Origin of the sequence: Streptococcus mitis, from assembly GCF_047464965.1 — a bacterium.
GTDB lineage: Bacteria > Bacillota > Bacilli > Lactobacillales > Streptococcaceae > Streptococcus > Streptococcus mitis_DU.
In genome coordinates this window covers 107,547-129,983 of sequence record NZ_JASHAT010000004.1, presented here as the reverse complement: position 1 = coordinate 129,983, position 22,437 = coordinate 107,547, and the positions used below count along the sequence as shown (strand labels likewise).

Below are 22,437 nucleotides of genomic sequence, written 5' to 3'. Positions count from 1 at the left end.
TCACAAACTTTTTAGCGTTTAGATTTTTCTAAAGATTCAAATCTCTTCATAATCACAGTTAAACGCCAACGGTATAGCGCCCCACTAACGATTAGACTAATAATCAAGCCGATCCAGTAAGAATAAGCTCCAAAATCTGTTAGGGAATCAAATACCATAGCCACTGGGATTGCTACGCCCCAATAACCAACCAAACCAAGGTAAAAAGGGATAACTGTATCCTTATACCCCCGTAAAATTCCCTGAAGCGGTGCCGCAAAGGTATCTGCTAACTGAAAGAAAAGACTATAAGTTAAAAAGCGCGCTGTCAAATCGATAAATTCTGGGTCGTTACCATAAAGACTAGCTACACTTCCTCTAAAAATGTAAAGGAAGGATAAGGTGAAGGCCGCAAAAATGAGGGCTGTCCATCTTCCTAGACCAATATAGGTTTTCGCATCATCAAATCGCTTGGCTCCCACTTCATAGGAAACGACAATGGCCATAGCCGATGAGATACTCATAGGAAAGGCGTACATGAGAGTTGAAAAATTCATAGCTGACTGGTGACTAGCTATTATCAAAGAAGAGAACTTAGCCATAATTAAACCAACCACGGAAAAGATAGCTACTTCCGCAAAGACAGTTCCCCCAATAGGCAGACCTAAGCGAACTCCTTCCTTGATTTTATCCATATTAAGCGGAATGCGTTTCTCAAAATGCAAGGCTTTGAGCTTCTCCTGTTTAAATAAAACCAGAACAGAAATTCCCAGCAAGACCCAGTAGGCCAAGGAAGTTCCTAAACCAGAGCCAGCACCTCCCAACTCTGGAACACCAAAGGCTCCGTAAATCAAGAGGTAGTTAAATCCACTATTGAGAGGAAGCAACAAAAGCATGAGGTACATGGACAGTTTGGTCAAACCCAGCGAATCCAGCAAGGAACGAATGACACTAAAGAGCAACAAGGGGATAATCCCGATAGATAAAAACCAGAGATAACGAACAGCTACTGCCGCCACTGGAGCTTCTAATCCAATATGATTCAAGATTGGTGGTGCCAAGAATAGTACCATCCCCAGTAAGAGCACAGATAGGCCCAAGGCCAGATAGATGAACTGGTAAAAATCAGACGCAACCTCTTCCTTTTTACCTCTACCAAGATGGTGACCAATGATAGGTACCAAGGCTGACACAATCCCTGTTAGGAATGTAAAGAAAGGATTCCAGATACTGGTTGCCATAGACACACCAGCTAAGTCCATGGTATTGTATTGGCCAGTCATAGTCGTATCAACAAAGGAGGCAGAATAATTGGCAAATTGATAAATCAGGATAGGGAAAAATATCTTTAAAAATAAGATAAATTTGTCTTTAAAATGATGAGTCTGGTACATATAGGCTCTCTATTCTTTTTGTTTACAGAGCAGACTCCCACCTAGTTTTGATAGACGATTTGTCCCTTACAGATGGTGTATTTAACCTGCCCTTTTAAGGCTTCACCGATAAATGGTGAATTAGTTGCTTTGGAAGCAAAATGGGAGTCCACAAGGCGGTCAGCCTTAGCGTCAAAAATAGTGATATCTGCTGGACCATTCTCAGCCAAGTAACCTGCTTCAAAGTTATAAAGCTTGGCTGGGTTGTATGTCATCTTTCCGAGTAATTCCATCAAGCTCAACTCCCCAGCTTCCACCAAATAAGTCAATCCGAGGGAAAGAGATGTTTCTAAGCCAGTCATGCCAGATGGTGCTTTGGTAATATCCTCGACGTTTTTCTCATCCGCATGGTGAGGCGCGTGGTCAGTTGCGATAACTGTGATGACGCCTGATTTGAGGCCTTCGATAACGGCACGACGGTCTGATTCCAAACGAAGCGGCGGATTCATCTTAGCATTGCTACCTTGTGTCAATAGGAGTGCTTCGGTCTTGGAGAAATGCTGTGGCGCTACTTCTGCTGTGACTTGCGCACCCAGCCCCTGAGCAAACTCAACTACTTTAACACTTTCTTCCTTAGACAAATGCTGAATGTGAACATGAGCCTTAGTTGCATAGGCAATCATGACATCACGCGCCATCATAGCATACTCAGCTACCCCAGTCGCACCGCAGATATGGAAATGTTCTTTAGCAATATTTTCGTTAAAGCCAAGAACACCGTTCAATCCTGGATCTTCCTCATGGAGACTAATAAAGGTATTAAGCTTTTTAGCTTCCTCCATAGCTTCCTTGACAACTTTACTACTTTCAAGTGGGATACCGTCATCAGAGAAACCAACCGCACCTGCTTCTAAAAGCGCCTTAAAGTCAGTCAAGTCTTGGCCATTAAAGTTCTTAGTAATGGTCGCAACTGTCTTAACATTAATCTTCTCTTTGGCAGCTGACTGGAGAACTTCTTGCAAAGTCTCCACGTCTGAAATGGTTGGACTAGTATTAGCCATCATGACAACAGTTGTAAAACCGCCTGCAGCGGCTGCTAGGGCACCAGTATGAATGTCTTCTTTATGAGTTTGACCAGGTTCACGGAAATGAACGTGAATGTCAACTAAGCCAGGAGTAACTACTAGACCACTAGCATCAATCAGTTCTGCTCCTTCTTCCGTGATCTCAGGCGCAATTTTGATAATTTTCCCATCTTGAACCAAGACATCACACACTTGATCCAAACCAGACTTGGGATCCATAACACGACCATTTTTGATTAGTAGCATCTGCTTTCTCCTTTATTCATAGAAATCAACTTGGGTATCCAACAATTTATCCCCATTATAAACAAACTTGGCTGAAAAGAAAGGTTTATCCTCTAAAAGCCACCCAACAAAGGTATGGTCACCTTCCCAAGTCGGCTTGCTCAAAACCTCATCATAGGGAACCCATTCTAGCGTTCCCTCGTTGCAGTCAATCAAGTCCCCCTCGAACTCCGTCACTTTAAAAACATAGGTGTACCAGTCTAAATCTGGCGTAAATTCAGGAAAAGTGATGACACCTTTTAGAACTGGCTTGGCTTTCAGCCCTGTTTCCTCAAGGATTTCACGCGCCGCGCATTCCTGAGGAGTCTCACCTCTCTCTAGCTTACCACCCACGCCAATCCATTTGCCTTCATGGACATCATTGGGTTTCTTATTACGGTGGAGCATGAGCAGTTCTTTCCCGTTATCAATGTAGCAAATCGTCGCTAACTGAGGCATATTTTCTCCTTATCTAAGCCAATCTATTGGCTCTTGTCCAGTCTCTTTTAAAAATGCATTGGCCTTGGAAAAAGGCTTGGAACTCCAAAATCCTCTATAAACTGACAAAGGACTGGGATGGGCTGATTCGATAACCAAGTGATGAGGATTGGTAACCAAGGCCTTCTTCTTGCGTGCATAAGCTCCCCAGAGTACAAAAACGACTGGTCTATCTAGATGATTGACCACCTGAATCACAGCATCAGTAAAAGGTTCCCATATTTGACCAGCATGACCATTGGCCTGCCCAGCAGGAACCGTCAAACAAGCATTAAGAAGCAAGACTCCTTGCTCAGCCCAAGACGTCAAATCATGAGATTTCTTAACGCCAATATCATCTGCTAATTCTTTCAAGATATTTTGCAGGGATGGTGGAGCTGGAATAGAATCAGGTACAGAAAAACTCAAGCCTTGCGCTTGACCTGGCCCGTGATAGGGATCTTGCCCTAGAATCACCACCTTAACTTCTTCAAGCGGTGTTGTTAAGAGAGCCTGAAAAACCTTTTCTTTGGGTGGATAAACAGTCCCCTGAGCATAGACCTGCTCCATAAACTGATTGATTTTCCCGAAATACCCCTCAGGTAATTGTTCCTTTATCAAAGCATGCCAAGACGAGTGTTCCATAAGCCAACTCCTTCGTTTTTACTGCCTCTATTATAGCAAAAAGTGGCTATGGAAACCACTTTTTACAGTTTATCTAAGCAATCCAACAAGTCTTGGTAAGAATGGACTTCGTAAGTCTGCTGGGCTTGTGTATGATTTTCGAGGTGATGAGGGTTGTACCAAATCGTGTCAATCCCAGCATTATTGCCTCCCTGAATGTCGGCGGTTAGGGAATCTCCAATCATCAGAGTCTTTTCTTTGCTAAATCCTTCAATCTGCTGACCAATCTTTTCATAAAAGAGAGCATCAGGCTTTTGTGTTTGCAATTGTTCAGAGATAAAGACTTGATTGAAATAAGGTGCTAGACCCGATTGAGCCAAACGACCTGTCTGAATGGCCGTTATTCCATTTGTCGCAGCATACAGCTCATAATCTCGCTCAATGAGGCAGTCTAAGAGTTCATGAGCGCCCGAAATCGTTTGTCCCTGTTGTGCGAGGTAAAATTGGTAACGCTGGGCTAAAAAACTACCGTCTTTTTCCTGTCCAAAGTGAGCAAATAAACGAGAAAAGCGCGTGTTAACCAGCTCTTGTTTACTAATTTTCTTTTGCTCCAAGTCCTTCCAGAGAGCCTTGTTCATAGGAATGTAATAGTCTTTATAGGCCTGAATATCTGTAACCCCTTCTTCTTTTAGGAGTTGCGTCAAAGCCACATCCTCAGCAGCATCAAAATCAAGAAGAGTATGGTCAAGGTCGAAGAGTAGAAATTTGTAGGACAATTTGAGGTTTTCCTTTCTAGGGGGTGCTTGAAGTCTAAAGGGGGTACATAATTTTCTAATCTTTTAGCAAACATTCAAGTATATTTCTTTTAAAATCATTATCCCAATAAGGCTCTGTATGTTTCACTAATTTTGAATTTCTTTTGAAAAGTAACTCAAATTCATTTTCTATTGCATAATCAAATCCAGATACAAATAACGCTTTTGTTCCTTTTTTAACATATATTTTTAATACATAATCTGTATCTAAATAGTTTAACCGACTATCTTGTTCTAAATAGATTCTTTTATTTAGTGTTGTACTCAAATAACCTTTATCAATAAACCCTGTGTCGCTTTGGGAAATTTGATTAAACTCATCCACGTCAACATAACGATATACCACAATGTTATCTTGAATCATTGGAGCAGATTTAAAATCATCATCTAAAAATCTTTTCAAGTTATGAAGTTTTTCAATGTTTACTGAACTAGAACCTGTTCTTAATAACTCATTTACTCTAGTCATATAACCAGCACAATAACATTCTAAAGGAGTTAAAGAATCTTTCCAAAATTCATTCTTTTTGTATGAATTTGCATAATCTATTTGCCACTCTGCGAAAGTTTTTCCTATCCATTTTGAAGCATCATTTTTTTCAAATTCTAGATAAACCATTATTATAACCTCACTTAAAATTTGGTAATATTATAACATATATAAAAAGAAATTTTCCAGTATAATTAACAGTTACTATTCATTCACAAATTGTTTTAATTCTTTTTCACCTATTTATCCGTAAACAATAGAAAAAGTGAGCAAGAAATCATAGTGCTATTTTTTACCCACTTTTTAAAGTAAAGATCGCTTTTTTTCAACCGTGATGACGACTTGCTCTATAAATGTATGCCATAGTTTTCATTAAACTCTGTTAAAAAATCTTCCTAGTGTAAATATGTAGCTATCTTTATCTAAATTAATTTAAAGGACAGAAATACTTTCTAATATCTCACTTCCCCTACCCTAACTCCTTGGCTATTCTGCTCTTTTCGAGTTTTCCCTTGGTAATTCGTTTCCATAAAACAAGTGGATTCAAACTATAGGATAATCGTAGGAGGTAATAATTGATCCATTCGATAAAGGCAAAAAGCTGTATTAGTATGGCTATAATAGTCACTTGGACACTCTGGGTATTCCAGACTATAAAAGGAAAGTCTGAAATAAGTAAAACAAGGTCTAGTATTCTGAGCCCGCCATATACACTAGAGACAATTACACTTCCGAACTGGGGATTCGACAGTCTTCTAATCAAAATCGCCCAGAAGATTGAACCTTGAAGCAATATAAATGTCAGTAAAGACAAAGAATAGAGAATGGATACTAGACTATTCTCATCAACAAGCCGATTTTTCAAAAGGAAAAAACAAAACCAAAAGGATAGAACGGCTGCAAGTTCTCCCAAACAGAGGGACACCAACTCTTTTCTAACTTTCTTTTTGTATATTCATAACCTCACCCATCTATCTAACATCCTATATCTGAAAAAAACATTCGAAACATTTTCTAGTTAACATTTCTCAGAATCAAAGCATTTTAAGTATCGAACAGTTCGACCCCTTTAATATCATTGCAATTCTAAACTTAGAATTACATTAAAATAAATGTTTTATTTCTATTCTAAGTCCATGATAGCCTTAAATTTTAATTTTTGAAGGATTCTAAAGCTAGAATTGTTCAAAAATAACGAGAATGAAGCTATTCGAAACTTAGAAGAGCTTTTTCTAAACTTCATACTCACTTTAACTAGTAGGAGTTACAATTCTTCTGATGAGCTTTGAGTTTTTTCAGAGCCCAATCATAATGACTGGAGGTACTACTGACAAAGTAGGAACCTAGACTTGTCCCACCTGTCCACTTATAGACACCTTTGGTAAAGAGTTCGTCAGTGCTAAAGCCTTCCACCAACTCTAAAACCTCTCTATGTGATTGCACCAAGAATCTAGTTGCTTCTTCTAATGTCGTTTTCTGGTGCTTCTTCCAAAAAGCGACATTCATTTGTCCATAAGTTTTCCAATTATAAGGTTCAGGGAGAAAAGTTCTTTCTTGACCTTTTTGATTAGAATGTACCCAAGTTAAAAGTAATTGCTGCCATTCATAGAGATGGATCAAGACATCCCGCAGATTTTTATCCCTTTTCCAGTGAGTTTCTTTTTTCTTTGGGTCTCTTGAAAAATCAAATGGAGTCTGTAGCTCATCTTCACTTAGTCGGGAGATGAAACGATTGAGCTTTTCATAGTTTTCCTTAGAGGCCAGCATTAGCTCCTCTTTTGTTTTCGGTCTAGGCACAGGAGTACTCCCTTCATATTACTAGTTATTATTAGAGATTTTGATCCTGTAATCTTTGTAAAAGATTTAAAGCCACAACTCTCTATAACTTATCCTTTAACTTCTCAACAAAGAGATAGGCCGCTGGACAGGTCAAGGTATTCTTAATCGTCAGATGATTAATTTGATGGATCTTTTTGCGGTCTGTATGGGGAAATTCACGACACGCCTTTGGACGAACGTCATAGATGGAACAGAGATTATCTCCCCCTAAAAATGGGCAAGGCATGGACTTGAAAACCTTATCCCCATCTTCATCTACCTGCAGAAACTCTGCTTCAAAAGCCGGCAATTTCATCTTAAAATACTTGGCAATTCGTGTAATATCTGCTTCTTTAAAGTCAGGCCCTAATGTCTTGCAACAGTTAGCACATGCAGTACAATCAATCTCAGCAAAAACTTCTTGGTGAATCTGCTGGGCAATCTTGTCTAAGTTTTTAGGAGGTTTTTTCTTTAGATTAGCTAAAACTTTACGATGCTCATTCTGCTTTTGCAAGGCTAGCTGATGGTAATACTCAATATCAATTTCTTTAGACATGGTTTCTCTCTTATTCTAATTACTTTCCCATATTATACCATGCCTCCGGAGCATTTAAAAGTGTACTTTACAAGACTATACTATTCCCGAATGTATCAAAAAACCTTGCAACTAGGTTACAAGGTTAATGAAATTAATCAAAGTTAACGTATTCTTTTTGAAGTTCAAGGACTTCTTCCATTGTTGAACACTCTGTAAGGGCACGGTTAGCGTACTCTTCCATCTTAGCAGTATCCAATTTCTTCATCAAGCTACGTGTACGAAGTACAGATGTTGCTGACATAGAGAACTCATCCAAGCCCATTCCGACAAGAAGTGGAACAGCTTTTTGGTCACCAGCCATCTCACCACACATACCAGCCCATTTACCTTCAGCGTGAGCTGCCTTGATAACATTGTTGATCAAGCGAAGGATTGATGGGTTATATGGTTGGTAAAGGTATGAAACTTGTTCGTTCATACGGTCTGCTGCCATTGAGTATTGGATCAAGTCGTTTGTACCAATTGACATGAAGTCTACTTCTTTAGCAAATTGGTCTGCAAGCATCGCTGCTGCAGGGATTTCAATCATGATACCAACTTGGATGTCATCCGCAACTGCAACACCTTCAGCAAGAAGGTTTGCTTTTTCTTCTTCATAAACTGCTTTAGCTGCACGGAATTCTTTCAAGAGGGCAACCATTGGGAACATGATACGCAATTGACCATGAACAGAAGCACGAAGAAGGGCACGGATTTGTGTACGGAACATTGCATCTCCAGTTTCAGAAATAGAGATACGAAGGGCACGGAATCCAAGGAATGGGTTCATTTCATGTGGCATATCGAAGTAAGGAAGTTCCTTATCTCCACCGATATCCATTGTACGAACAACTACTGGTTTACCATTCATTCCCTCAAGAACAGCCTTGTATGCTTCGTACTGCTCGTCTTCTGTTGGGAAATCTTGAGAATCCATGTACAAGAACTCTGTACGGTAAAGTCCAACCGCTTCTGCACCATTGTTGTTAACACCTTCCACGTCTTTTGGAGTACCGATGTTAGCAGCCAACTCGAAGTGTTTACCGTCAGCAGTCACTGTTTGAGCATCTTTCAAAAGTGCCCATTCAGCTTTTTGTTTAGCATAAGCTTCACCAGCTGCTTTAAATTCTGCCGCTTGTTCATCTGTTGGGTTGATAATCACTTCACCAGTAATTCCGTTAACAGCAAGGATATCACCGTCTTTCACCACTTCAGTGATGTTATTTGTTCCCAATACAGCTGCAATTTCAAGTGTACGTGCCATGATAGCTGAGTGGCTTGTACGTCCACCGATGTTTGTTACAAAAGCTTTTACAAAGTTTTTGTCCAATTGAGCTGTATCAGATGGTGTCAAGTCATGCGCAATCACGATTACTTCTTCATTGATAGAAGCTGGGTTTGGCAATTTCTTACCAAGAAGATTTGCCAATACACGTTTTGTCACGTCGCGGATATCCGCTGCACGTTCTTGCATGTATGGGTTGTCTTCCATGCCTTCAAAGATAGTGATGAACATGTCAGTCACTTCTTTAAGACCTGCTTCAGCATTGACTTTCTTAGCACGGATTGTTTCTTTAATCTGACCAATCAATTCTGGGTCAGCAAGAACCATCAAATGAGCGTCAAAAACTTGAGCCGCTTCTTCACCAAGCGTACCTACAGCTTTCTCACGGATAAGAGAAAGCTCGTTTTGAGAAGCTTCAAGAGCTACATCCAAACGAGCCTCTTCTGCGTTTGTATCTTCGACTGAAACAGTCTCGAATGACAAATCCGGTTGAACGAGTAGATATGCTTTTGCAACTGCAACACCATCAGATGCTGCGATTCCTTTAAGCATTTCTGTCATTTTCCTTATGCCAATCCTTCTTTTTCCATTGTTTCTGAGATTGCAGCGATAGCGTCATCTGCATCTGCACCTTCAGCTGAGATAGTTACATCAGCACCTTGGCCAACACCAAGACTCATAACACCCATGATTGATTTAAGGTTAACTGATTTACCTTTGTACTCAAGAGTGATATCTGAAGCAAATTTGCTTGCAGTTTGTACCAACAATGTTGCTGGACGTGCGTGAATACCTGTTTCTGCCACTACGTGGAAATCTTTAGAAGCCATAGTTTGACTCTCCTTTTGTTCTTTCTTTTTTGAGTTATATGTGATAACCCTTACAATTTGGTATTATATCATCTTCTAGGATTTTTTTCAAGCATTTTATGGGATTTATTCGATTTCCTTTCAGATAACTTGCTGAAAATCTTCTATTCTAGATAACAAAACACAGGATATAGTTTTCCAAAAAACTACTTGTAGGATAATTATCACTATTTCATAAAACAAACACTACATATTGTGTTTTGCAACCTTTAGTAGAAAAATAGACCACTATATTTAGTTTCAAATCATTGACAAAAATTTATTTTCTGATATACTAAGAAAGTAATCTATTTTGAAAGAGGAGTTACACAATGGTAACCGTTTATTCTAAAAACAACTGTGTCCAATGTAAGATGACTAAACGTTTCTTGGACAGTAATAATGTCGCTTATCGTGAAATCAATCTTGATGAGCAACCTGAGTACATCGATCAAGTTAAAGAGCTCGGTTTCAGCGCAGCTCCTGTTATCCAAACACCAACTGAAGTCTTTTCAGGTTTCCAACCAGGAAAACTGAAACAATTAGCATAATCTTAGTACATCATCCAGAAGAAACTGCTTCTAGGGCTAACTTAGAAGCCTTTCTTTTGTAATTAGATAAGGGAAATTTTATGGGATTAAAACATCTTGAAGACGTGACTTACTTCCGTCTCAATAACGAAATCAACCGTCCTGTCAATGGACAAATCATGCTTCATAAAGATAAGGAAGCCTTGGATGCCTTCTTTAAAGAAAATGTAGTTCCAAACACTATGGTTTTTGATTCAATCAAAGATAAAATCAACTACCTCATTGAACACAACTACATCGAAACAGCCTTTATCAAGAAATACCGTCCAGAGTTTTTGGAAGAATTGTCTCAATTTATCAAAGACCAAAACTTCCAATTCAAGTCTTTCATGGCAGCTTATAAATTTTACAATCAATATGCTTTGAAAACTAACGACGGTGAATATTATCTTGAAAGCATGGAAGACCGCGTCTTCTTTAACGCCCTTTATTTCGCTGATGGGAATGAAGCTATTGCCATCGATATTGCCAATGAAATCATCCACCAACGCTACCAACCTGCTACTCCTTCCTTCTTGAATGCTGGACGTGCTCGCCGTGGGGAGTTAGTATCTTGCTTCCTAATCCAAGTAACTGATGATATGAACTCTATCGGACGTTCTATCAACTCAGCTCTTCAACTTTCACGTATCGGTGGTGGTGTGGGAATTTCCCTCAGCAACCTTCGTGAAGCTGGTGCACCTATCAAAGGCTATGAAGGAGCCGCTTCTGGTGTCGTTCCTGTTATGAAGCTTTTCGAAGATAGCTTCTCTTACTCCAACCAATTGGGGCAACGTCAAGGTGCCGGTGTTGTCTACCTCAACGTCTTCCACCCAGATATTATCGCCTTCCTTTCAACTAAGAAAGAAAACGCCGATGAAAAAGTTCGTGTAAAGACCCTTTCACTTGGTGTTGTAGTACCCGATAAATTCTACGAATTAGCACGTAAAAATGAAGAAATGTACCTCTTCAGCCCATACTCTGTAGAACTTGAATACGGTGTGCCATTTAACTACATCGACATCACTGAAAAATACGATGAATTGGTCGCAAATCCAAACATCCGCAAAACAAAAATCAAAGCGCGTGATTTGGAAACTGAAATCTCTAAATTGCAACAAGAGTCTGGTTACCCTTATGTCGTCAACATTGATACGGCTAACCGTGCAAATCCTGTTGATGGTAAGATTATCATGAGTAACTTGTGTTCTGAGATTCTTCAAGTTCAAGAACCAAGCTTGATCAACGATGCTCAAGAATTCCTTCAAATGGGAACAGATGTTTCATGTAACCTTGGTTCAACCAACGTGGTCAACATGATGACCTCACCTGATTTTGGTCGTTCTATCCGTGCTATGGTTCGTGCCCTTACTTTCGTTACAGATAGTTCGCACATCGTAGCTGTTCCTACTATCGACCATGGAAATAGCCAAGCCCACACCTTTGGTCTCGGTGCCATGGGACTTCACAGCTACCTTGCCCAACAATTGATTGAATATGGATCGCCTGAGTCTGTTGAATTTACAAGCATCTACTTCATGCTCATGAACTACTGGACCTTGGTAGAATCAAACAATATCGCGCGTGAACGTGGTATCACCTTCCACAACTTTGAAAAATCAGACTATGCTAACGGAAGCTACTTTGACAAGTATGTGACTGGCGAGTTTGTTCCAAAATCAGACCATGTTAAAGAACTCTTCAAAGATGTCTTTATCCCAAGTGCTGCTGACTGGGCTGAACTTCGCGACAAGGTTCAAGCAGATGGTCTTTACCACCAAAACCGCCTTGCTGTAGCGCCAAATGGTTCTATCAGTTACATCAACGACGTTTCTGCTTCTATCCACCCGATTACGCAACGTATCGAAGAACGTCAAGAGAAGAAAATCGGTAAAATCTACTATCCTGCTGCTGGTTTGTCAACAGAAACCATTCCTTACTACACTTCTGCCTACGACATGGATATGCGTAAGGTGATTGATGTTTACGCTGCTGCGACTGAGCACGTGGACCAAGGACTTTCACTCACCCTCTTCATGCGTAGTGACATTCCAAAAGGTCTTTACGAATGGAAGAAAGAAAACAAACAAACGACACGTGACTTGTCTATCCTTCGTAACTATGCCTTTAACAAGGGTATCAAGTCTATCTACTACGTCCGTACCTTTACAGATGATGGTGGAGAAGTCGGTGCCAACCAATGTGAAAGCTGTGTGATCTAATTTTTGTTTGAGGAAACTACATTTTCTCAGATAAGTATTTATTCACCCTGCTAAACTAAATTGGAATAAGCATCTATACTATGAAATAGCAAAAAGTCGGGCTTCCGACTTTTTGTGCGATACTCTTCTAGAATTATGATAAAATAGAAATAATTGTGAGTTCGCAATACTAAACACAGAAAGAGATTTCAAATGGAAACTTACTACAAAGCCATTAACTGGAATGCCATCGAAGATGTCATCGACAAATCAACTTGGGAAAAGCTGACGGAGCAATTCTGGCTCGATACACGTATTCCCTTGTCAAATGACTTGGATGACTGGAGAAAGCTATCAAATGTAGAAAAAGACTTGGTTGGAAAAGTCTTTGGTGGTTTAACCCTTCTCGATACTATGCAATCTGAAACTGGGGTTCAAGCCCTTCGAGCAGACATCCGTACACCACATGAGGAAGCTGTTTTCAATAACATCCAATTTATGGAATCTGTCCACGCAAAATCTTACTCTTCTATCTTTTCTACCTTGAATACAAAGGCTGAGATTGAAGAAATTTTCGAATGGACCAATACCAATCCTTACCTACAAAAGAAGGCTGAGATTGTCAACGAAATTTACCTAAACGGTAGCCCACTTGAAAAGAAAGTTGCCAGTGTCTTCCTCGAAACCTTCCTCTTCTACTCTGGTTTCTTCACTCCCCTCTACTATCTTGGTAACAACAAACTAGCCAACGTCGCTGAAATCATTAAATTAATTATTCGTGATGAGTCAGTTCACGGAACCTACATTGGTTATAAATTCCAACTCGGTTTCAATGAATTACCTGAAGAAGAGCAAGAAAAGCTCAAAGAATGGATGTACGACCTGCTCTATACTCTTTACGAGAATGAAGAAGGCTACACAGAAAGTCTCTATGACGGTGTTGGTTGGACGGAAGAAGTCAAAACCTTCCTTCGCTACAATGCCAACAAGGCACTCATGAACCTGGGACAAGATCCACTCTTCCCAGATTCAGCAGATGATGTCAACCCAATTGTCATGAACGGTATTTCAACAGGAACTTCTAACCACGACTTCTTCTCTCAAGTCGGAAATGGTTACCTTCTTGGTGAAGTTGAAGCCATGCAAGACGATGACTACAACTACGGTTTAGACTAAGTCAACAATTTCAGAATTGATAACAAATATCATGGTTTGTTTAAAACAACCATGATATTTTTGTTTTTGTTTTCTTTTGTTTTTTAAATTGATTGATTGAATACTTTATGATAAAATAGTAATAGAAATAGAGGTGATAACGATGCTAAAGCAGGAAAAACTAGATAATATTCTAGAAACGGTAAATACAAAGGGAACTATTACTGTAAAAGAAATCATGACTCGCCTGGATGTGTCAGATATGACTGCTAGACGCTATTTACAAGAGTTGGCTGACAAGGATTTACTTGTTCGTGTGCACGGTGGTGCTGAAAAAATTCGCACAGGTTCCATTTTAAACAATGAACGTTCCAATATTGAAAAACAAAGCTTACAAATCGCAGAAAAACAAGAAATTAGCCGTTTTGCAGGCCATTTAATCGATGAAGGGGAAACTATTTTTATCGGCCCAGGTACAACCTTGGAATCTTTTGCCCGTGAACTTCCAATCGATAATATTCGTGTTGTAACAAACAGTTTACCAGTCTTTCTCATCCTAAACGAACGAAAACTAACAGATTTGATTTTAATCGGTGGAAACTATCGCTCTATCACTGGAGCATTTGTGGGAACACTAACCTTACAGAATTTGGCCAATCTACAATTTTCTAAAGCTTTCGTGAGCTGTAATGGTATCAAGGACAATGCGATTGCGACCTTTAGTGAAGAAGAAGGTGAATCCCAACGCATCGCCCTCAATAATTCCAATAAAAAATACTTACTAGCTGACAATAGTAAGTTCAATAAGTTTGATTTTTACACCTTCTACAATATCTCAGATATTGATACCATCGTTTCAGATTCTAAACTGAGCAAAGAAACCTTCGAACAACTTTCAAAACAAACAAAAATTATTCTTTCTAAACCATAAAACTGAGGATTGATAAAATATAAAATGCGTCATATCAAGAAAATAAGAATCTTGATATGACGCATTTTTTGATGAAGATTTTTACAAAGAGTTTCCTAGATTCTTTATGATTGTTGAAACGGCATAAAATCTGAATCAAAGGAGATATTATCCCATTCTTCAGGATTGATAAAATTTAAAAACAGATTTTTAAATTCTTCCAGCTCATAATCTGAATGACAAATCCATTCTTTACCAGTCGAGACATACCATTTTCCGAGACTTTTCAATTCTTCATTCGTCAAACACGGTGTTTGAGAGCATTTTTCGAAATTGATAATATAAACTTTTTCATAAATAGATTGGATTAAATCTTTGAACATCTTTTTTCCTCACTAAAATTCTATATTTAATTACTCATTCTACTACTCAATCACTTGAGTTTCTGCTACTTTCTTGTACCAGTGAGCTGATTTCTTAGGGTAACGTTCTTGAGTTTCAAAGTCTACATAAAAGAGACCGTAACGTTTCTCATATCCATTTGACCATGAGAAGACATCCATTAATGACCAAATGAAGTAACCTTTTACATTCGCTCCATCTGCAATCGCATCAGATAATACTTCCAAGTGTTGTTTGACATAATCAATACGGCCATCATCGTAAACAGTGTTATCAACGAACTCATCTTTATAACCAAGTCCATTTTCAGTGATGTAGATTTTCTTATAGTTAGGATAATCTTTCTTCACGCGCATGATTTGGTCATACAAACCTTGAGGGTAGATAATCCAATCCCAGTCCGTACGTGGCACATAATCAGGAGCTACACGACGACCAACACCTTTGATTTGGTATTTAGAGCTTCCTTTTTCACCCTTACCATTATGGATGATTTCAGTTTCTCCATCAAAGGCTTCCATCCAGTCACTCATATAGTAATTAATTCCAAGGAAGTCATTCAAGTCTTTTGCGGATTCTAATACTTCGAAATCTTCTTCACGAAGATCTAAGCTACCACCATTGGCAGCCAAGATAGCCTCTACCCCTGCCAGGGTCTTTTCAGAGTAGTGACCCAGATAAGTTGCATCCAAGATAAATTTATTATGGATAATGTCCTCCAACTCTGCCGCAATAACATCTGCAGGATTTTCAGGATCTAGAGGATACTTAGTAGGCAGAGCATGAACAACCCCAATTTCCCCTTTATAACCTTTCTCTTTATACAATTTTACCGCGCGTGCATGAGACACCATCATATTGTGGTGCGATTGGAAGACTTTGGCAAGATCGTACTGAATACCTGGAGGGAATTTACCAACCAAGTATTGACCATCACCGATTGGTCCAATTTCATTGAAGGTTGTCCAATAGTTTACTTCTGGAAATTCTTCAAAACAGAAGGCAGCGTAGTCTACAAAGTGTTCAATATTTTCACGATTTAAGAAGTCTCCATTTGAGTGGAGAGCTTCTGGCGTGTCAAAGTGATGAAGAGTTACAAAAGGCTCAACGTGACGTTTGTGACACTCAGCAAATAAATTATGATAAAACTCGACACCTTTCTGATTTACTTGACCATAACCAGTCGGGAAAATACGTGACCAGGCAATGGAAATTCGAATGCCATTGACACCATACTCTTCTGCTAGCTCGAGGTCAACTGGATATCGATTGTAAAAATCACTAGCTGGCTCCGCAGTGTACCAGTAGTTATCTTCAAGATATTTATCCCAAGCAACTGGTCCTTTTCCATCAGTATGTGTAGCGCCTTCTGCTTGATAAGCAGCAGTTGCGCCACCGAAAATAAAGTCTTTTGGTAATGTTTTTGTCATTTTTTTCACCTATTTCTTGATTTAAATAAAGTAAAAGTGAGAGGAGAGGAGTCAGTGAGCCATCCTTCTCCATCTCACTTCTTGTACCAAGTCACCGAATTGTGACATGAGGAGGTAAAAACGATATCTTTTTACCGACGAATTAACAAGGCGATTAGGAAATTCGCCATAGCGATTTCCGCAACGATAGGAGACTATTTCAGAGTCCCTAGCCTTAATCGAATTGTGACATGAGGAGGTAAAAACGATATCTTTTTACCGACGAATTAATAAGGCGATTAGGAAATTCGCCATAGCGATTGCCGTAACGATAGGAGACTATTTCATAGTCCCTATTATTAATCGAATTGTGACATGAGGAGGTAAAAACGATAGCTTTTTACCGACGAATTAACAAGGCGATTAGGAAATTCGCCATAGCGATTGCCGTAACGATAGGAGACTGTTTCACAGTCCCTATCGTTAATCGAATTGAGCTTGTACAAATGCAAGAGCACCTTTTCCATCACGAGTTAATTTGATGTATTGAGCGCCTTCTGTTTTCGCTAGTTTAATACCGAGCTTATCTGTTTCTGCTTTCATGTCTTCAAAGTTTGAAGCAACTTGAGGGGCAAGGATAACAAGATCAAACTCTGGCAACATTTCACGGTGAGCACCATAGCCACCTGCTGCTGCTTTCACAGGAACATTGTATTCTGCAGCTGCCTTATTCAAAGCATTCGCAAGAAGTCCACTTGTCCCTCCACCTGCACAGAGAACGAGGACATTTGTTTCTTCAGTGATTGTATTTTGTGCTGCTTCTACACCAGCTTTTTCAAGAATAGCATCTGCTTTTGCAGTGTTGAAGTTTGCGGCAACTTTTTCTTTCAATTCATCATTAGATTTACCTGAACGCTCTTCTTCAAGAATTTGTTCATCATATACTTTAAGGAATGGATAGTAAATGACTACGTCAACCACGATTAGAAGGGCAGCAAGAATGAATGATAGAACTTGGAAGTTCGTACCAAGAACTAGACCTAGTGGAGCTGGAGTTGTCCATGGTAGATTAGCAGTAAATGAGTTCATTCCAAGTGTTTCAATAAAGAATTTGAAGATCCAAACGTTTGCGATTGGAGCAAAGATAAATGGAATGAAGAAGATTGGGTTTAATACAAGTGGTGCACCAAACAAGATTGGTTCATTTACACCAAAGAATGTTGGGACTACTGAAGCACGACCGATTGCACGGTTACGTTTAGATTTTGTTAACCACATGAACATGAATGGAACAACCAGTGTCGCACCAGTACCACCCATGGTAACGATAAACATTTGTGTACCAGAAGTAAGAATCTTGTCAGCGTGCATACCTTGTTGGAGAAGGTTCAAGTTGACTTCGGCATTGGCATAGGTAATAGCTGCGATAGCTGGTTCAACGATAGATGGACCATGGATCCCAACAAACCAGAAGAAAGCAAAGGCACCAAAGATAATCGTAATACCTAGATAACCATCAGCAGCAGAGAATAATGGTGCAAAGAATTTACCGATTGATTCAGCTACGCTTGCACCAACAAAATGACGAGCTAGTAAATCAAGAGCATAAAGAGAAACAACTGATAGAGTGAATGGAATCACATCTTTAAAAACTTGTGAGATATTAGGTGGAACTTCGTCAGGCATACGAATAGTGACGTTGTTCTTAACACAAACCTTATAGATGGCTACAGTAACAAAGGCAGCAAGGAAGGCTGAAAGCAAACCTTTTGTCCCCAAGAATCCAGTAGCTAGACCATTTTCGATAGGATCAGCTGCCAACATCAACAAACCAACAATCGCTGCTAACAGTGTTGACATATAGTTGATTTGATTGGTTTTCTCCATGCTACGGTTTACTGAGTCAGTCAATGACTTAGCTGTTGTACCAGCTACCAAGAGAGCCAGAATACCCATAGAATAGCTATAAGGTTTCATCAGAAAGGCTACAACTTCATCAGACCATTTAAAGCCCCATGAGTTTGGTACAAAGGCAATCAAGATAAAGATACTTGAGAAGAGAATAACAGGCATACCTGCAATGAAACCATCACGAATGGCACGAAGGTAGATATTACGAGATAGTTTCTCAAAGAAAGGCTTTCCTTTCTCAATAAATGCAATTAATTTATTCATTACTTAACTCCTCTCTTGTAGAGTTCAATTAAATGGTGCATCAAATCTTTTAATAAGATAGTTGTCATCAAGTGGTCTTGGCCATGCATCATGGTTACACTATAGGCTAAGTCCTCACCTGAAGCTTCCTTAGTTAATAGACTTGTTTGCGCGTGGTGAGCCTCTGCAATGCAAGAACCAGCTTCCTCAACTAAGCTATCCGCTTTTGCAAAATCACCAGCTTCAGCAGCTTTCAAGGCTTCCAATAATTTTGAACGAGCATCGCCAGCATAGGCTACGATTTCAAAACCTAACAATGTTACTTCTTCTCTATTCATGATAGAATTCTCCTTATATATTTTTAAATAAATTTTTATGACAATAAACGTTGGATATGTAGAACTAGATAAACTCGTTCACTTTTATACAAATCAAGACCCGTATGTTGCGTAATCACATCATAGATCTTGGAACCAATCTCGAACGCTTTTGGATAGGATTGTTTAATATGGTCTTCCATATCCAGAAGTGATTGGTTATCATCTCTAGATCTGTCTAAATAATCCAAGAAATAATTCAAATGTATCATAAAGCGATCATAGAAATGATTATTCTCTTTAGTTCGTTGAATTGCATAGTCTGTTAAAACTTCTTCAACATTCCTGAGAATTTCTTTTCTCTTATCAATCGACTCCACAAGTTCCACTTCATTTTCACCTTCGGCATTAATGAAATGATAAGCAATCCGAATAATTTCGTCCTCAGGAAAATGATCTGCTAGCTTCTGGCGGTAAATTTTAAATGCTTCATTTGCGATTTGAAAAGCGACAGGATACTTAGTGGAAATATCTGGCAGATTACTATCCTTGTACCTTCCTTGTGCTAGAGCTTGGTAAGAACAGTAAATATGATCTGTCAAGGTTACGTAGAGATACTCTTGAATCGGATAATGATATTTCTTTGATAGCTTATCAATGATTTCATAAGTCACTGTGATAAAATCAAGCGGAACATCTTTGAGGAGAGCCATAAAGTTTTCTCTTGACTCTTCGGTCTTCATCCGAAAGATTTTCTCAACCTGATGTTCAGCAATCAAATCTCCCTTCTTCTTTCCAAATGCAATCCCCTTACCAATCACAATCACTTCTTCTCCTTTATCATTTCTGACAAGCGAGACATTGTGATTCATTGGATTTAGAATTCGATACATGTCAACCTCCTTTTATATCTTAAAGGTATATTAGTACAAAAAATGACCACAAATGAACTAGAAAATCAGCCGATTTCTAATTCACCTGTGATCATGCCTAATATTACTTAGTAACACTCACCTTGTATTAACTTGTGATTTAAGTATAGCACAAGTAAGTTATTTTGTAAACCTTTACATACAACTTTTTTTAAATTTTTTTAGATTCATGTTCCTAACCTAGGAGGACTTTCTTACACGCGTTCTTTCCATGAAGTCGCTGTTGTTTGAAGAACTTTGTTGAGTTCGTCAATGTTTTCAAATCCAGTTGTGCGAAGCCATTCACGAGCTGCTGCTTCACCATCTTTGATGTAAGCTTCAACTGATCCAGCCCATGTTGCACGGCCACAAAGAACTCCGTTAAAGTTTGCACCTGATTCATGAGCAAATACAAGAGTATCTTGGAAAAGTTTAGCTGATACACCAGCACTCAAGTAGATGTAAGGCAAGTTAGTTGCTTCATCTTGAGCTTTGAAGAAGGCTGCTGCTTCTTCACGTGTATAAACTACTTCACCTTCAGCGAAACCTTCAACATATTTAATGTTAACAGGAACTTCTACTTTCAAGACATCAATGTTAAAGCGTGGGTCTGAAAAGACTTTCATAGCACCGATAACTTTGTGTGGTTTTACTTTCGCGTATTCTACAGAACCTGCGTCAGCAATTTTTTCATCGTAAGCAAGAATTTCAAGGAAGAATGGGATATCTTCAGCCACACACTCAGAACCGATACGTTCGATGTAAGCTTGTTTTTCTTGGTTAAGTTCGTCTGAGCTATCTACATCATAGTAAAGCAAGAATTTAACTGCATCTGCACCTTCTTCTTTAATACGTTTTGCAGACCAAACATCCAAGCAGTCTGGCAAGCGTTTTGTGCTTGTTGTATCATAACCTGTTTTTTCATAAGCAAGAAGGAGACCAGCTTTTTCATCAAGAGCTTTTGTTGCTGGAAGTCCATATTCAGGATCAAGAAGCATAGATGAAGCGTATTTAGTCAATTCATCCGCTACCAAAACTTTAAGTTCTTCCATTTGAGCCACTGTTGGTTCTTCTGTTTGGTGTTGAGCCATGAGGCGTTTCAAAGCACCGCGTTGGTCAAATGCAAGAGCTGAGATGATACCATTTTCATCAGAAAGTTTTTCTAAGCGTGCACGTTTTTGTTCTGTTAAAGCCATTTTATACCTCTTTTACTATTAATTGATCATATAGAGCTTGATAGTTAGCCATATTGACATGACCTGTCATTTTTTCTTGAGCATTGAGCATACCAAGGACATTGGCCTTGATGAGGAGTTCTGCATCCGATTCCTTATGAAGAAGTCCTGAAGAAATTCCTGCTACAGTAGAATCTCCAGATCCGACAGGGTTGACTACCTGAATTCTAGGAATATCTACCTTGTAGAAAGTATCGCCATGTTTGGCAAAAGCACCATTGGCACCAAGTGAAACGATAATCCATTCAATACCTGCAAACAAAGGTTCTTGAAGTACTTCTTTTAATTCATGCAAATCCTCAGAAACTTCTCTTCCAAGAAGCTGAGATAATTCCTCATTATTTGGTTTGATGACTGTTGGTTTATGTGGTGATTCAAGAACCGCCTGAAGTGCTGCACCAGAGCAATCCAAAACAACAGGTTTGCCAGCTTGATTAGCAAGTTCTACCAAGCTCGCATAGTAATCAACTGGAAGGCCAGCTGGCAGACTGCCTGAGATAGCTACTACTTCAACTGACTCTAGGAGATTTTTGAAATGTTCCAAAAAGTCTTGACCTTCCTGTTCCAATACTACAGGACCTTTTTCAAGAACTTCTGTTTGGTTGTCTCCGTGAAGAATAGCGATACAGTTACGAGTTTCTCCCTGAATTGAGAAGAAATCTTTCTTTACTTGATTATCGATATGTTCAACCAAAAACTCACCAAGTTTACCACCCACTAAACCAGTAGCAAGAACAGAATCCCCAAATTCTGAAAGTACTCGGGTAACATTGAGTCCCTTACCACCAGCCGTTTTGGTTACATCCACCACACGATTGACAGTATCAATCTTCAACTCATCCAAGGGATAGGAAATATCAATGGATGGGTTCATTGTGACTGTTAAAATCATAGGTTACCTCTTAGTCGTGGTATTCTCCGCGATCCCATTTTTCAAGGAATTCAGTGAAGAAGTTTGCGTCTGTTTGTTGAGCATTGTGACTTTCAAGGTGTTCAATTTTCGCAATCAATTTCTTGTTTTCTTCAGATGGTTTGTATTCAGCATGGATGAAAGCTTCGATGATATCACACATGAGCAATTCACCAGTAATCTTACCACCAAAACCGATAACGTTGGCGTTCAATTGTTCTTTAGCATAAAGGGCTGTTGTCATATCACGAACCAAGGCAGAACGGACACCTGGAACTTTATTCACAGCGTTGTTGATACCAACACCAGTACCACAAATACATACCCCAAGATCAGCTTGACCACTAGTTACAGCTTCCCCTACTTTTTTACCAAAGATTGGGTAGTGAGTACGTGTATGGTCATAAGTACCAAAGTCAATGACTTCATATCCTTTTGATTTCAAAAATTCTGAAACCGCCATTTTTTCATCTGTTACGATGTGGTCACATCCAATTGCAATTCTCATTAGTTATTCCCTCCGATTAATTATATAAATCTAATATCATTTATCCTTACTCAAGAAAAATCAAGATTAGCTTAGGAAGCGAGCTGCGAGCATAACTGAGGTTAGCTAAAGTGAGCTGACG

The 22,437-nt window shown here is 39.2% G+C and carries 22 protein-coding genes; 4 read left to right on the top strand and 18 right to left on the bottom strand.

The window, feature by feature from the left end; genetic code table 11:
• Window positions 1–11 precede the first annotated feature (11 nt).
• From pdrM to QM408_RS03780, 10 genes are all read right to left on the bottom strand, one after another.
• The gene (gene pdrM / locus QM408_RS03825) at window positions 12–1,373 is read right to left on the bottom strand and encodes a sodium-coupled multidrug efflux MATE transporter PdrM (RefSeq protein WP_414306551.1); all 1,362 of its coding nucleotides are present in this window, start codon (window positions 1,371–1,373) and stop codon (window positions 12–14) included.
• 41 nt (window positions 1,374–1,414) lie between these two features.
• Window positions 1,415–2,683 carry a dihydroorotase gene (locus QM408_RS03820; RefSeq protein ID WP_414373656.1) on the bottom strand — a complete coding sequence of 423 codons (1,269 nt, stop codon included), beginning with the start codon at window positions 2,681–2,683 and terminating at the stop codon, window positions 1,415–1,417.
• A gap of 12 nt (window positions 2,684–2,695) precedes the next feature.
• Window positions 2,696–3,160: an NUDIX hydrolase gene (locus QM408_RS03815; protein WP_033680199.1), complete on the bottom strand. Its 465-nt coding sequence runs from the start codon at window positions 3,158–3,160 to the stop codon at window positions 2,696–2,698.
• Window positions 3,161–3,169: 9 nt separating this feature from the next.
• The gene (locus tag QM408_RS03810) at window positions 3,170–3,823 is read right to left on the bottom strand and encodes a uracil-DNA glycosylase (RefSeq protein ID WP_000401335.1); all 654 of its coding nucleotides are present in this window, start codon (window positions 3,821–3,823) and stop codon (window positions 3,170–3,172) included.
• Window positions 3,824–3,885: 62 nt separating this feature from the next.
• On the bottom strand, window positions 3,886–4,578 hold the full coding sequence (gene pynA, locus QM408_RS03805; protein WP_414373652.1) for a pyrimidine 5'-nucleotidase PynA: 693 nt from the start codon (window positions 4,576–4,578) through the stop codon (window positions 3,886–3,888).
• Window positions 4,579–4,633: 55 nt separating this feature from the next.
• Window positions 4,634–5,236, bottom strand: coding sequence for an ADP-ribosyltransferase (locus QM408_RS03800; RefSeq protein WP_265526184.1), 603 nt, complete (start codon window positions 5,234–5,236; stop codon window positions 4,634–4,636).
• Between the two features lie 1,125 nt (window positions 5,237–6,361).
• Window positions 6,362–6,904: a ClbS/DfsB family four-helix bundle protein gene (locus tag QM408_RS03795; protein ID WP_414373650.1), complete on the bottom strand. Its 543-nt coding sequence runs from the start codon at window positions 6,902–6,904 to the stop codon at window positions 6,362–6,364.
• 82 nt (window positions 6,905–6,986) lie between these two features.
• Window positions 6,987–7,481 (bottom strand): YkgJ family cysteine cluster protein, encoded by a 495-nt coding sequence (locus tag QM408_RS03790; RefSeq protein WP_414306545.1) that lies wholly within the window; start codon window positions 7,479–7,481, stop codon window positions 6,987–6,989.
• 133 nt (window positions 7,482–7,614) lie between these two features.
• The gene (gene ptsP / locus QM408_RS03785; protein ID WP_004241506.1) at window positions 7,615–9,348 is read right to left on the bottom strand and encodes a phosphoenolpyruvate--protein phosphotransferase; all 1,734 of its coding nucleotides are present in this window, start codon (window positions 9,346–9,348) and stop codon (window positions 7,615–7,617) included.
• A 5-nt stretch (window positions 9,349–9,353) separates the two neighbouring features.
• Window positions 9,354–9,617, bottom strand: a complete 264-nt coding sequence (locus QM408_RS03780; RefSeq protein ID WP_000146947.1) for a phosphocarrier protein HPr — start codon at window positions 9,615–9,617, stop codon at window positions 9,354–9,356.
• 350 nt (window positions 9,618–9,967) lie between these two features.
• On the opposite strand from QM408_RS03780, the gene nrdH reads away from it, so the two are divergent.
• The 4 genes from nrdH (at window position 9,968) to QM408_RS03760 (ending at window position 14,491) form a co-directional block, all read left to right on the top strand.
• Window positions 9,968–10,186 carry a glutaredoxin-like protein NrdH gene (nrdH, locus tag QM408_RS03775; protein WP_000259240.1) on the top strand — a complete coding sequence of 73 codons (219 nt, stop codon included), beginning with the start codon at window positions 9,968–9,970 and terminating at the stop codon, window positions 10,184–10,186.
• Between the two features lie 80 nt (window positions 10,187–10,266).
• Window positions 10,267–12,426, top strand: coding sequence for a class 1b ribonucleoside-diphosphate reductase subunit alpha (gene nrdE / locus QM408_RS03770; protein WP_261240136.1), 2,160 nt, complete (start codon window positions 10,267–10,269; stop codon window positions 12,424–12,426).
• A gap of 192 nt (window positions 12,427–12,618) precedes the next feature.
• Window positions 12,619–13,581: a class 1b ribonucleoside-diphosphate reductase subunit beta gene (gene nrdF / locus QM408_RS03765; RefSeq protein ID WP_000451386.1), complete on the top strand. Its 963-nt coding sequence runs from the start codon at window positions 12,619–12,621 to the stop codon at window positions 13,579–13,581.
• Window positions 13,582–13,723: 142 nt separating this feature from the next.
• Entirely contained in the window at window positions 13,724–14,491 is a 768-nt protein-coding gene (locus QM408_RS03760) for a DeoR/GlpR family DNA-binding transcription regulator (protein WP_000917573.1), read from the top strand.
• 104 nt (window positions 14,492–14,595) lie between these two features.
• Here QM408_RS03760 and QM408_RS03755 read toward each other — a convergent pair whose 3' ends face one another.
• From QM408_RS03755 to lacB, 8 genes are all read right to left on the bottom strand, one after another.
• Window positions 14,596–14,853 (bottom strand): DUF3884 family protein, encoded by a 258-nt coding sequence (locus tag QM408_RS03755; protein ID WP_024056886.1) that lies wholly within the window; start codon window positions 14,851–14,853, stop codon window positions 14,596–14,598.
• Between the two features lie 42 nt (window positions 14,854–14,895).
• The gene (gene lacG, locus QM408_RS03750) at window positions 14,896–16,302 is read right to left on the bottom strand and encodes a 6-phospho-beta-galactosidase (RefSeq protein WP_084946568.1); all 1,407 of its coding nucleotides are present in this window, start codon (window positions 16,300–16,302) and stop codon (window positions 14,896–14,898) included.
• A 462-nt stretch (window positions 16,303–16,764) separates the two neighbouring features.
• A complete protein-coding gene (locus QM408_RS03745; RefSeq protein WP_001037324.1) occupies window positions 16,765–18,456 on the bottom strand; it encodes a lactose-specific PTS transporter subunit EIIC in 1,692 nt (563 codons plus the stop codon).
• Complete coding sequence (locus QM408_RS03740) at window positions 18,456–18,773, bottom strand: PTS lactose/cellobiose transporter subunit IIA (protein WP_001078324.1); 318 nt, start codon at window positions 18,771–18,773, stop codon at window positions 18,456–18,458. Before QM408_RS03740 ends, QM408_RS03745 begins: the two co-directional genes overlap by 1 nt.
• Window positions 18,774–18,808: 35 nt before the next feature.
• Window positions 18,809–19,645: a PRD domain-containing protein gene (locus tag QM408_RS03735; protein WP_414373644.1), complete on the bottom strand. Its 837-nt coding sequence runs from the start codon at window positions 19,643–19,645 to the stop codon at window positions 18,809–18,811.
• A gap of 233 nt (window positions 19,646–19,878) precedes the next feature.
• On the bottom strand, window positions 19,879–20,859 hold the full coding sequence (lacD, locus tag QM408_RS03730) for a tagatose-bisphosphate aldolase (RefSeq protein WP_001229114.1): 981 nt from the start codon (window positions 20,857–20,859) through the stop codon (window positions 19,879–19,881).
• A gap of 1 nt (window position 20,860) precedes the next feature.
• Window positions 20,861–21,790, bottom strand: a complete 930-nt coding sequence (locus tag QM408_RS03725; protein ID WP_261117352.1) for a tagatose-6-phosphate kinase — start codon at window positions 21,788–21,790, stop codon at window positions 20,861–20,863.
• A gap of 10 nt (window positions 21,791–21,800) precedes the next feature.
• Window positions 21,801–22,316, bottom strand: a complete 516-nt coding sequence (gene lacB, locus QM408_RS03720; RefSeq protein ID WP_001216910.1) for a galactose-6-phosphate isomerase subunit LacB — start codon at window positions 22,314–22,316, stop codon at window positions 21,801–21,803.
• Window positions 22,317–22,437 lie beyond the last annotated feature (121 nt).

Bases quoted from the DNA above. Each gene is read 5' to 3' on its own strand.
- QM408_RS03810 (WP_000401335.1), bottom strand. From the start codon at position 3,823: ATGGAACACTCGTCTTGGCATGCTTTGATAAAGGAACAATTACCTGAG.
- QM408_RS03820 (WP_414373656.1), bottom strand. From the start codon at position 2,683: ATGCTACTAATCAAAAATGGTCGTGTTATGGATCCCAAGTCTGGTTTG.
- nrdE (WP_261240136.1), top strand. From the start codon at position 10,267: ATGGGATTAAAACATCTTGAAGACGTGACTTACTTCCGTCTCAATAAC.
- ptsP (WP_004241506.1), bottom strand. From the start codon at position 9,348: ATGACAGAAATGCTTAAAGGAATCGCAGCATCTGATGGTGTTGCAGTT.
- pdrM (WP_414306551.1), bottom strand. From the start codon at position 1,373: ATGTACCAGACTCATCATTTTAAAGACAAATTTATCTTATTTTTAAAG.
- lacB (WP_001216910.1), bottom strand. From the start codon at position 22,316: ATGAGAATTGCAATTGGATGTGACCACATCGTAACAGATGAAAAAATG.
- QM408_RS03815 (WP_033680199.1), bottom strand. From the start codon at position 3,160: ATGCCTCAGTTAGCGACGATTTGCTACATTGATAACGGGAAAGAACTG.
- QM408_RS03800 (WP_265526184.1), bottom strand. From the start codon at position 5,236: ATGGTTTATCTAGAATTTGAAAAAAATGATGCTTCAAAATGGATAGGA.
- QM408_RS03725 (WP_261117352.1), bottom strand. From the start codon at position 21,790: ATGATTTTAACAGTCACAATGAACCCATCCATTGATATTTCCTATCCC.
- nrdF (WP_000451386.1), top strand. From the start codon at position 12,619: ATGGAAACTTACTACAAAGCCATTAACTGGAATGCCATCGAAGATGTC.
- nrdH (WP_000259240.1), top strand. From the start codon at position 9,968: ATGGTAACCGTTTATTCTAAAAACAACTGTGTCCAATGTAAGATGACT.
- QM408_RS03735 (WP_414373644.1), bottom strand. From the start codon at position 19,645: ATGTATCGAATTCTAAATCCAATGAATCACAATGTCTCGCTTGTCAGA.
- lacG (WP_084946568.1), bottom strand. From the start codon at position 16,302: ATGACAAAAACATTACCAAAAGACTTTATTTTCGGTGGCGCAACTGCT.
- QM408_RS03780 (WP_000146947.1), bottom strand. From the start codon at position 9,617: ATGGCTTCTAAAGATTTCCACGTAGTGGCAGAAACAGGTATTCACGCA.
- QM408_RS03740 (WP_001078324.1), bottom strand. From the start codon at position 18,773: ATGAATAGAGAAGAAGTAACATTGTTAGGTTTTGAAATCGTAGCCTAT.
- QM408_RS03755 (WP_024056886.1), bottom strand. From the start codon at position 14,853: ATGTTCAAAGATTTAATCCAATCTATTTATGAAAAAGTTTATATTATC.
- QM408_RS03760 (WP_000917573.1), top strand. From the start codon at position 13,724: ATGCTAAAGCAGGAAAAACTAGATAATATTCTAGAAACGGTAAATACA.
- lacD (WP_001229114.1), bottom strand. From the start codon at position 20,859: ATGGCTTTAACAGAACAAAAACGTGCACGCTTAGAAAAACTTTCTGAT.
- QM408_RS03790 (WP_414306545.1), bottom strand. From the start codon at position 7,481: ATGTCTAAAGAAATTGATATTGAGTATTACCATCAGCTAGCCTTGCAA.
- QM408_RS03745 (WP_001037324.1), bottom strand. From the start codon at position 18,456: ATGAATAAATTAATTGCATTTATTGAGAAAGGAAAGCCTTTCTTTGAG.